The sequence below is a fragment of the Colwellia psychrerythraea 34H genome (genome assembly GCF_000012325.1).
GTDB lineage: Bacteria > Pseudomonadota > Gammaproteobacteria > Enterobacterales > Alteromonadaceae > Colwellia > Colwellia psychrerythraea_A.
Map to the genome: position 1 here is coordinate 3,079,113 of NC_003910.7, position 11,858 is coordinate 3,090,970.

Annotated in this window: 7 protein-coding genes; all 7 read right to left on the reverse strand. The window is 33.7% G+C overall.

Annotation, left to right across the window (positions count from 1 at the left end):
* Positions 1–2: 2 nt before the first annotated feature.
* The 7 genes from CPS_RS13180 to CPS_RS24370 all read right to left on the reverse strand — a co-directional run bounded on the left by CPS_RS13180 (position 3) and on the right by CPS_RS24370 (position 11,775).
* Complete coding sequence (locus CPS_RS13180; RefSeq protein ID WP_011043734.1) at positions 3–797, reverse strand: hypothetical protein; 795 nt, start codon at positions 795–797, stop codon at positions 3–5.
* Positions 794–3,865 (reverse strand): protein DpdH, encoded by a 3,072-nt coding sequence (gene dpdH / locus CPS_RS13185; protein ID WP_011043735.1) that lies wholly within the window; start codon positions 3,863–3,865, stop codon positions 794–796. Before dpdH ends, CPS_RS13180 begins: the two co-directional genes overlap by 4 nt.
* Positions 3,865–4,815, reverse strand: coding sequence for a protein DpdG (dpdG, locus tag CPS_RS13190; RefSeq protein ID WP_011043736.1), 951 nt, complete (start codon positions 4,813–4,815; stop codon positions 3,865–3,867). Before dpdG ends, dpdH begins: the two co-directional genes overlap by 1 nt.
* The gene (gene dpdF, locus CPS_RS13195) at positions 4,806–7,337 is read right to left on the reverse strand and encodes a protein DpdF (RefSeq protein ID WP_011043737.1); all 2,532 of its coding nucleotides are present in this window, start codon (positions 7,335–7,337) and stop codon (positions 4,806–4,808) included. The genes dpdG and dpdF overlap by 10 nt, the downstream gene beginning before the upstream one ends.
* Positions 7,337–10,411 (reverse strand): protein DpdE, encoded by a 3,075-nt coding sequence (gene dpdE, locus CPS_RS13200; RefSeq protein ID WP_011043738.1) that lies wholly within the window; start codon positions 10,409–10,411, stop codon positions 7,337–7,339. Before dpdE ends, dpdF begins: the two co-directional genes overlap by 1 nt.
* A 221-nt stretch (positions 10,412–10,632) precedes the next feature.
* On the reverse strand, positions 10,633–11,313 hold the full coding sequence (gene queE, locus CPS_RS13205) for a 7-carboxy-7-deazaguanine synthase QueE (RefSeq protein WP_011043739.1): 681 nt from the start codon (positions 11,311–11,313) through the stop codon (positions 10,633–10,635).
* Between the two features lie 276 nt (positions 11,314–11,589).
* Complete coding sequence (locus tag CPS_RS24370; protein ID WP_011043740.1) at positions 11,590–11,775, reverse strand: AlpA family phage regulatory protein; 186 nt, start codon at positions 11,773–11,775, stop codon at positions 11,590–11,592.
* Positions 11,776–11,858: the final 83 nt, after the last annotated feature.

An 11,858-nucleotide genomic window follows, 5' to 3' on the forward strand; every position in this document is an offset into this window, starting at 1 on the left:
TACTAACGTGAAATTTTTAATTTAGAAAGTAGATCTTGTTTGGTTAACCACTCAAAAACCTTAGGCGTCAAAAGCTTTAATGTTGGAGTAGTATAAGGTGAATCAAGTTCTTTTAGAAATTTGGCAACACCTTCAGGTAGATCAGAGGTATCCATTTCCCCTCGTAATGTAACCAACTGTTCTTTTAAAGAATTTAGAGAGGAAACTAAACCAGAGTTAACATTTTTCGAAGTTTTATCTGTATCAAAATTGGCTTTCAGACGGTTATATTTTTGATAAGTCTCTTTTTTACCAAGACTGCTTTGCTGCTCTAAAACGACTTCTTCCACAACAAAGTCATTCTCTAAATGAATTAACCATTGGTCCCAATACTTGTCATTTATATCGTTAATTGCTTTTGTAAAATGTCTCAATGCAACAATTGAATTATTTAACGAATCATCCTGTTGTGCTTTATGTTCTAATTCTCTCCATTTTTCAATAAAAAGAGAGGTAGACTCTATAGCATTTTCTAATAAAGCCTTAACATCATCACCTAGAATTAATTCTGATGATTCATTAATTAAAAATCCGTCACTTTCATCATTTTCGAGACGCGGAATTAACTGCGCATCAAGTTCACTAATAATGGGCATAACATTGAATTTAGTCTTATTACCGGTAAGCTCATCTAAAGATTTATTTAAGCGATTTAATATATTGGAATTTGCTTTTATGATCGTTTCATTTTCCTGAGCATTAGAAGATAGCTTTATTTGGCTTTGGATTTTTTCAACCTGAACTTTTAAAGTGCTCATAAAACCACCTCAATTACGTGCTCACTGAACTCTTCCAGAACCGCTTCAATTGAGATAAACGATTCATTTATTTCTTTATTTATTTTATCTACCTGCTGTGTGCTGGTTGTATCATTAATTTTCTCTATTTTAGAAAGTACGTTACTATTAAATTGCTGCCAGTTTTTTAAAACTTTGCATACGCTTTTAATAACGCTACCATCTAATGATGAAAGAATTTCCAATTGCTTACTCTCATCCAAAACAGATAATAATTTGATGCTATTCTGAACGTCGTTCCATTTGCAGTTTTTGATTAATTCGTTAATATCTTTATTTAACGTTTCTCTTGAAACAAAACTATTTGGATATAACCCCATGTCTAATATGCTTTTATAAATAGTCTTTATCTCATCTAATAATCTAATAAACTCTTCTTTATTGACACAATCATGGAGGTAATTATTTATCAATTCAATGTTGGGTTTTAACTCTTGAATAGCTTCATTTTTAAGTTTCTTCTGTGGTGAGGTTAAGAGTTCTTGATTTAGCTTTTTTGCTTTTTTATGAGCAAAGTTAAAAATATCATTATCAAAAGCAACATTACTAATTTGAATTAAACTCATCCATACCTGCTGTGTTTCATCCCATTGGTATAATAATTTTTCTCTAAACTCTTGATATTTTTCATTTATAGCGGGCTTTAAAGTATCTTGAATGTGGATAGATTTTTTTAATAGTATATTTTGTAAATTACTTTCAATTTTGATACCAAGTCCGTTAATTAGTAGGATATGCTTTGCTAATGAGTCGACTAAGTACTTGCCTCTAATTTCTTTAAGCATAAACTCAATCGCTTTAGGGGCCCAAAGTTGAGAAAATTGAGTATAGTAAATAAAATCATCATAACCTTCAGGGTAATTCCAATCTTTAGTTTCTTCCTTGTTATTAAAGAGATTATATCGAAGAATTGCTAGCGCCGAACGCTGAAGGAATATTGATCTTTCAGTATCTTTTAAATCATCTTCAGTAAAAAAGTCATATACGCAACCAGGAGGATTATTTCCGGCAAGCGGCAAATTAATTAAATATCTCTGCCCTTGTTTAAATATACTTTCATATACATTTTTATTGTTGGTATTAGCAAAAACACTAATATTTTCAAACCCACTCCATTCAGGCAGTTGAAAATCTTTAATCATATCAAAAAGTTGAATTCTTATTTTATTTGCAGAACTATAAGATATAGGCTGTTCACCATTAAACCAACGTTGAATTTCATCCTGAATACCGTCATCTTTAGTTTGTCTAGGAGGCAATATTTCTTTTACAGGCGAAGTTGGCCCTTCAGGTGTATCCGGGATATGTATTTTAGTATCTGATGATAATTTCTGTGCAAAATCTTCAAGAGAGAAAGCTAAAGCCACATTACCATTCAAGGATTCTTGAACGGATTTAAGGTTCAAACCATTCCCCCAAATTGTAGAAAGAACCTGTGCTCTTCTAGGAGAAACTAGTCCTAAATTTTGTATTTCACTATTTAACGTTGTTACTGATTCTTTAATAGATAAGTTTTGTGGAAAAGTTTTATCTAAATAATCTTCCCTGTTATCTCTAAGTAAGTTTAAAAGAATGCCATTTATTACATCTCTAGGGTTAAAAACAATATTTTTGTCCTGATCTATACAGTACCATTTAGTTAACGTATTAATTGCTTCTTGGTTATAGGGAAATAGTGGAATTCCAACAGATGATGTTCCAAAGGCATTTAACTGTTCTGATTCTGTTTTAGAAAGGTCACATTCCCATACCGGTAATACGTCATTTTGGTTGTTTAAGTTTACCTTTTTTTCTAGTGATTTTTGTCCATACCTTGCTGCATTTATATAACGACTACAAAAGTCCACAATTCGTTTGGGAATATTCTCTTGATTATCGCTGTCTTGCTCTATATGCCACTCAAAAAGAGCTCGTGACCTAATGGTAGCCTGTCTACGCATATATCCATGGTAACCCGTTGTCACCGCTAGGACAGACCTTAATACGCAAAGGTCTTCTTGACGTTCCTCTAGTAAACAATCAATCAATACATCTTCTATTGCAGATATAGCAGCTAAATCTTCCACTAAAATAACTAAAGTTCTACCTAAGCTTTTTAAGTGCCTTCTAATTTCTTTAAATAAGTCTTGAAAATTACCATTATTAAACTGAAATAACTGTTGAAAAGCTGTTTGGGTTGCCTTACCTATCGCTTCATTTAACATGGCTACAGCTTTTATTTTTTGCTCTTTATCAGAATCTAGCCTAAGTAGTTTTATAGCTTTTCTTGCTGGTAATGCTAAATTATCAATTTCTATTGATTCAAGCATTGTCTCAAAATCATTTAATGTTAGTTCATATTCTGTATTATTGATTTCTTCGTCAGAAGCCCCTTTAATCCACCTTGTGGCGATACTATAGACGCAGCTTTCACCACTCAATAATTGAGATTTAAAAAGTACATCTGTAATCAAGGTTGGGAGTAAATCAGACATACTCATTATCTGTCTTAATTCAGCGTAATTATCAGGACGTTCATTAAGAATTTTTAGGTGTTTGGCTGTTTCAAGCCCTATATCTTTTACTCTATGAGAGATAAAAGTAACAAATAAATCAGCCACTTGCTGTTCGTTTAATGCGCTACCAACTTGATCGATTCTCTTTCTTGCTTGGTCAAACACCTCACCTTCTAACCCGTCCAACAGTTTATTTAAAGTTTGTCTTAAACTTGCATTTTTAGGTAATCGAACTATTTGCCACTTCTCATCGATTACTGTTTTGTTAACACTTAACTTTGCATGTAACCATCTAATTAGGTGAGACTTTCCCATGCCTGCCGATGCAACTATTGGAATAGGTCTTTCTATTTTTAAAAAGTGTTTTAGTAGATCATTTTCTGTTGCATTATCCTTCGTTCCCTTTTCATCATATTTTTTCAAGTGCATAGGTTCATGCACTGCTAGTAATGTATGATCATACAACTCTTCAGCTTCAGTTTTAATGCAATCGAAGATATTTTCTTTAGTCGGCCAATAACTCTGTAAATTCATTACTTACCTCCAACAATTCGAATATGGCTTACGGTTCGGGTTTCGCCATTAGGCAATGGAAGTGAAACAGCGTCTAGAGAATCTGAGAGTCTATCTAAATATATGTGGTTTTCTAAATTCAGGCGATATAAGGCATGACTTAAACTCTTAGAGAGTGTATGAGAGGGACTAGGAAGCCAATCAATTTTTTTAGATTGCATTAAAGCTTCAATTTCTACTCTATACTTGCCTCCATCGAAAATAGGAACTTGGCTATTCAATCGCTTAATAAAATCATGGATACTAATACTGTCCCCACTAGTTTCAGAAAAAATATCGTATAAAAATATTTTTATTAACCGTGTCGGATCGACTACGTATTTATCCTTATTTATTTTCTCCATAAAGCCCAAAAGTAAACCAAACTCTGCAAACCTTCGGCGATCATCAGGGTTCATGCTTAAACGAGTTCCATCTTTTGAACGCTCCGGCATGTATCGAGCACTTATGGTGGGAATTTCTGTATGTTTAAAAAAAACGCCTCCAGAGAATGTAATTTCTTCTATAGCCAAGAATAAGCACATCCCTCTAATTAGCGGTTCTATAGAAGAACCAGTATGAAGATCATATGTTTTATTGAAAACAGACCGTACAATCCTAGCATGTATATTAAAATCATTAGACAGTGCCGAAAAAGCTTTAATCCCTTCAGTAGAACTATCCCAAAGACCTTGCTTTATCCAAAATTGCAATGTTTCTGGTAACTTCTTTTTTGGGTTGTCTTTTATTTTGAAATTACCTTCATTATCTTTCATCTCATCTATAAACAAACTATCAGGAGAGTTTTGACTAATTATCGACTTAATAGAAATAAATTCTGAAGATTTAATGATATTGCGGTTTAAAAGGCGATCTACAAAGATTAAAGATGGAATGTGACTACCGGAATGGGCATTATTAATTACAGACACGTGTTTTTCTCAACTATTTTAATGAAGTTTGTTAATGGAATAGATTTATTATTATCTTGCCACCACAATCGGTATTTATTTGATTTTGTTTTTTGGTTATATTCAGCTAAAAAGAATGTCGCCTGATCCTCAAATGATGGAATTAACACCTCGGAACCAATAGATGAATTTATATGTAAAGATGGCCAAATATTACTATTATCAAGATAACTCTGAGAAATCCAAAATGGTTTAAAAGACTTGAGTCCTTTCTGTTTTCCCGCTAGCCTTTTTAAGAATTCGATATCTCCCTTGACAGCAAAAATGTACTTTCTATCAAGCATTAATTTAATGAATACAGACCATTTTAACTCAGATGTAAGATCCTGAGATTTGTCGTAATAAACACTGCAAACATTATCAAAAGAGATGTAATCATTTAAAGTGTTCGGCAGTAAGTGTGACGAACTATAATTATCAACAGAGACATCATCTCCTACTGTCGGCAGAAACCCTTCGCATGCTACACAACCTCCGCATGCTCTTTGAGGACTATTACCATTTACAGTGTAATACTTCACTAACTCTTTACAAATAGGTTGTTCAAGAGACGTTATATTCTCAGATAAAGTTAGAAAGCCATTATCTTGAGTCTTCTTTTCTTTATTACGGTGTTTTTGAATATTGGTTTCCCAATATAAATTAGAGAGACATTGCTCATTAAGGATTAGAACTAAAATCTTGCTGTTATAGCCCTTCCAATACTCTTTTCGTTGGCTATTCCTTTCAAAATCATTTAATTCACTGTCATCTTCAATTTCTGGCACATCATAAAAAATTCGGATTAAACCTGCACGCTGCATAAACAAAAGTGTTAACCAATTCCAGTCTTCATTTCTATCACTCTGGTTGCTGAGTCCCTCATGATAATATGAAGTATCTAACAGATATAAATCTCCTTTTAAAACGGAATGAGAAGACACTTCAACTCGCCTATCCCACATACCTTTCCACTTTTTGAAACCTAACTCTGTAGATATGATTCTTTCACTATTAATTTTTTTGGCTTTAGCTAATTGTTTATTATAATAAATAACTTCGGATGTTGCTGCTTCACCGTCTCGACCTGCTCGGCCAATCTCTTGATAATAACGATCGATATTATCAGGAATACAAGCATGAATAACACTTTTCACATTCGACTTATCCATACCAACACCAAAGGCCGAGGTGGCAATAATTATATCTAAGTCATCTTTTTGCCACTGCTCAATTATCTTCTCTCTTGAGCGTATATCAGTTTTACCGTTAAACAGGGCAATTCGATTCAGTCCTATAGCTTTCAAATGACAACTTAAGTCAATAGAATCCTGAACAAGTGTTGTATATAAAATCAGTGGTTTGGGTAAAGCAATCACTCTCCCTACAACTGATTGAAGGTGGTTGTTCTCACCTTCATTCTTATAAGATGAACTAATTTCTGGACGTAAAAAATTACCATTAACAACAATTGGTTTGTTATCGGATTCACAGTACAAAGTTGTTAAAGAACCTATATTGCTTTGAGTGAAAGTTGCCGACATAAGTATCGTTTTGAAAGGTGAATTGCTTACTTGCCTTAAAGACGCAACCAAAGCGCCAAAACGTTGAAATTCAGAGCGAAAATTGCTCCCCCATGTGTCAATTAAATGCGCTTCATCAATTATGATATTCGCAATAGAGTTTTGCTTAGCTAATCGGAATAATAAAGGTAGTAGGCTTCCAGTAACTGATTCTGGAGAGGTAAAAATTACTTTTTGCTTATCATTGTCAATATTATCCCTAATTTCAGATTTTTCGCCATCCGACAACTGTCCATGCCAAGCATAATTTTGAACAGAATCACTATCCGCTTTTTCAAGTAATTCTTTCGCTCTTTTACCTTGCTCTATAGCCAAACCGACAGTAGGAACAATAACTATTGTAAGCGCTTTACTTTTACTAAATAACATACAGGCATGAGCAACTAATGTTTTACCGCACCCAGTAGGTAAGTTAATAAAAAGAGTAGAGTCTTGAGGGCATGTTAAAGCAACCCTCACAGCCATCCTTTGCCCAGCACTAGAATACTGACTATAGTTTTGGTCTGATAACCTTGAAATTAAGGCTAAATCCATTTCTACCTTTTTCACTTTACGTTTTTGTTTCTGTTCGTAAACATCCATCAGCTTTTGACTAACTACTGGAGTTGATAAAGTAAGGAAGTTTGAACCAACTTGATAATTCAGCATAGCTTTGGCGCAGAGTACTCCCTCTTCACTAGATAAACGTCTAGGTATTGGAAAGTTATTGTGCTGGTTATCCAGCTCTTTTTGAGATGAATATAAGTAATCTTTAATTGATAAAAGCAAGTCCAATAAACTCGTGTTATCCCCATCAACTACTTTTTTTAATCTCTGTGCAAAATGGTTATCAGGATAATGGCTAATAACACTATCAACCGTATGATGTAAATCCCTTAACTCAGTACCTGAAAACAATGAAGAAATAATTAGATTATTCATTACGATTTACCTATCAAAGTAACAGACCTCATAGTAGATAGATTGACGCCAAACTCTTCCCTTGAAGATAAATCATATTGTTGATTAAGTTCAGATTTTATTTTTTCTGTAGAGTCTGATGCTATACTCAACACTAAATCTCGCCATTCATCTTTACTTAAAAATGAATCAACTGCATCCCACATATCTTGTTCAAAACCAACACTAATATTGTAATCCCTGTATAGGCCTTTAGTTAAATCACGTGACTTCTCATAGGGTTTATTCAGTATATTTACTAAAGCCTCTTTTGTTACTTCATTTCCCAACTCGTCTACCCAACGTTCTAAAATTTTAGGGGCAAGTTTTCGATCGTTGTTCCTCTGACTAACTCTTGTATGGCAACCACTCTCTAATGTACAAATCCAGTTTAATTTAAAGAACGTTTTAGGCTCTTTAAGAGCTACATTAATCTCTCTGATTATCGCATTTGATATACCTAAAGTGGTTTGTTGAGAAAATGAATAAACTGTATCAACAAAAGGTTGTCCATACCTAAATGGGTATGAACCAGTTTTCGCACTTTGGTCTCTAGATGCGCTCATGGGTTTAGTTGAAGGGTTTTTTAAACCGCTATCAAAGTCCATTCCTAAGATACAATGACTCACGAAGTCATCGACATTTAGGCGGGTTCGTCCTAATTGGTATTGAAAGACAAAGTTGTCATCCTCAGTCTTCCTATAATCAAATCTAAGACTCTTGTTAATCCACCCTTGCATCTCTTTACTTAAATCATCTGCATTTTCATCAACAATTCTTAATCTTTCTGAGAATGTTTTTATTTCAGAAAGATCTACTTGCATTCCATTCCATACTTCCTGATCTGCAACTTTCTTTCTTTCTTTTGCAACTAAACCAGACTCTCCTTCTATTTCTTCTGAGAGTTTGTCTAATTGTGTATACCCCTGATGAATAATACTTTCACAATAAGACTCTATTTTCTCATCCAATACCAATTGAATACTTGAGCAATTTTGATTAAAAACACCTATATCAGTTTTTAGTAACTGAGCCCAAGAACCATAAAATCCCTCACGACAAGGAGTAAGTACTAGGTTCTCAACAGGAAGAACTCCTATACTACTTGCACTGTATCTATTTAAACGACCGATTCTTTGTTCAATTCTCATTACCGTTCTAGGTAAACTATAATGGATAGCTAGACGGCATTTTCCTTGTAGGTTTAGACCATCCTCTCCTGACTGGTCACATATCAGAACATTATATTGAGGTGAAATATTGAAACCTGGAAGTTTGCCATCAATGTGTCTTTCAACTGAAGGCAAGTTTTGTTCAATAAACTTATAGACATTATCTGCTACAGTTTTATCCCCACAAAAAACGACAATTTTACCATCCGTGTTTTTTTCCAACCATGATGTAATCTCTTCCAGTAATAATTCATCTTTATTGGATTGCTCAACATGACCCATTTCAATCATTGTTGTCAAAATCAGTTTTTCTTCATTTGTAATAGTGTTATTAGATGCCAATACAGCCTCTGCCTTTGCTACAAGTGAAGAGGGAGATATAAGTAAAGCATCTAACCATTGGAAATAGTTTTCACGTGTAATTCCGGCAAAATTTTGATCTCCGTGTATTAAAGAATTTCGGTAATCATCTAATTGCTCATCTAAAGAAACAAATTCATCGCCTATCTGCCATGATGATGTATTACAATCCCCTAACCCTGGGAATATTTGCTCGATATAGCTATTTTTACTTCCTCTTCTGTTTCTTATAAAACGCTGGAATAATCTATACTTATCCCCAAAGTAATCTTGTAATGCCTTTACAGCCAACTTACGTTGATTTTCATCTTTTTCTTCAGAAAAGTAATCAATATGAGGTTTAAGATTAGCGATTAAAAAATTTAATTCATCATCTTTAAAATCAAAACTCTCAACCTGTTCTACTATACCCTCCAGAGTGAAATCATCACTTTCCGGCACTAGTGCACCATATATTCCTGAATATTTTTCTCTTTCTTCAATCTTGTTATTAAATGATGATATTCCATCATCATTTAATTGATAAGAATCGGGATTCAAGCAATGAAGCATAGCCAAGAAGTTTTTGGTATTCCCTGTTATAGGTGTACCTGACAGAACGATTGTCGAAATAGAATTATGGCAAGCTGATGCTATTTGGGAAAATACACCTTTATTGTCGTCACCCCAAGCAAACGAACCCAACTGGTGACCTTCATCTATAACAACCATTGTAGGTTTTTTAGTAATAAACTTACTTGTCAAAATATCTTGAAAACTTCCTATAAAGACTTTTTGATCTTCTTCATCAAGATCCTCATCCATAACATCTTCTAAATGAAATTTCTGACTCATTTCACCTCGCCATTGCTGAACAAGAGAAGGAGGGGTTAAAATGAGAACACAAGCCTTGTCTGTGTATTCTAATATATGTTCACGAACAAGAAATCCAGCTTCAATAGTTTTACCTAACCCTACTTCATCACCAAGAAGGTACTTCTGTACATTATCATTCAAGACTTGTAGAACTACGGATAGTTGATGTATTTCTAAATTAACAGCACTACTAGGGATTGAGGATATTGAGGAACATGAAGCTCTTTGATTTAAGTAGGAGTTAAAAAAGGATGTACGATCATTGATGTACATAGGAGAAGTTGTAGCTCTTCCAGCTAAGAAGTTGGCTGGGCAGAATTGAGAGCCTTCTAATAGGTTGGGTACAAAAACTTCCTCCAAAGGAACTACATCGGAGTCGTTATAGTTATATTTAATTAAGTGTTCATCATTAGGCCTTTGCCCATCATAAAAGCCTGCTCGCCAGTTCTCTGACTTCCCAACTTTACAATAAACCACCGTTTGCTCGAACAATTTTGATTTACCAATAAGCTCGGAACCTGCAACTTCAATTGGATTTGAAATTGGAGATAGCGGAGAAGTAAAGAACCCCACTATTGCACTTTTTTTCTCACTGGAAATAGAGACTACTTTACCGACGCCTTTGAAAGCGCTCTCACTTTCAACTAAAGAACCTACACCTATCTTCACTATTTACTCCTTGTGATAATCAAAAATGACCTGGGTTCTAATACCCTATATATGAAATTATTTTAATTAAAACTAAGCAAAGATATTGTAAATAAATGTACTATTGACACATCCATGCTCTAAAAAAACCATTCCATAACAAACAATTACACTTTATTTGTACAAGCAGACTATATTATATTCATGTTGTAAACAAGTTGTTCTATATCAAATAATTGAAGCTATTCAATACCTATATATTTATGTACTTGAACAGATAACCTCCAATTGTTTTCAATACATGATCTAATAGCTAGTTCTGTCGCTCTCTTCTTTTGACTTATTGGTTGGATATAAATCTGTTTATTCTCAATTTCATGTTCATTTAGTAAAGCTTTTAAGTCATCTATATGTTGCTCCGTTGCAACAGGATGCTTTATTTCATCAGCCCTTAAAAGGGCTGACTTCAATACCTTAAAGCCCCCTTTCATGTTTACCTTGGGAGATACGGTTACCCAACATTTTTTTGAGACTTGGATTTCAAAAGTACCCGATGTTTCAACTTGGCAACTATAACCTAGAGCTTCAAAATTTTGACAGAGTGGTTTCAAGTCATACATACATGGTTCACCGCCTGTTATCACTATGTGTTTAGCTTGATAACCTTCAGAAAGAAATAGTTCTTTTAGTTGAACGATTGTAAATATGCCCCAACTATCATTTTCTGATTTTTTGGAAACTATATTATTTTGTGCTACTTCCTGCTCTAGTGATACTTCCCAAGTGTGTTTAGTATCACACCAGGAACACCCTACAGGGCAACCTTGTAATCTTATAAAGATCGATGGTTGACCAGTAAAAGAGCCTTCACCTTGGAGGGTTTCAAATATTTCGTTTATTTTATAAGTGGTTTCTAAATTCATAAGTTCTTCTAAGTGGATAACCACTCCTGCTTGAGATGTTATTTTTTAAAAATATTTAGCCATTTACAGATCGATAAAATCATCTGTAAATGGCTAAAGGAATTTAAGTAGTCATATAGAAATATTATAATATAATCCACCGCCCTTCTAAATAACCTATTATCCCCCCAAAAAAAATAAACGACAAAGTGTTAATTAACCAGGTAATAACAACCATCATACTTAAACGGTTAAATTTATCTTTGATGTTTTTTCAATTTTATCTACCATTCACTATTAAACCTCACGTACTTCATATGCAATTGCCAGTTCCCTTAAAAAGATATAAATAGGAAAGCGTCCTTCTGCCATAATTTTTGAGCGGTATAATCCTGTTAATTGTTTAACTTCTACGTGTCTAATTAATCTTATTTTGAATTCCTGTAAATTAATCAAAATATGAGGTGACTCATTAAAAACCAATAAATTAATTATCGCGCGTACTTTGTAACGTATTAATTGTATTTATAAATAACCCATCAAACAGCATTGAAAATAATTTCACA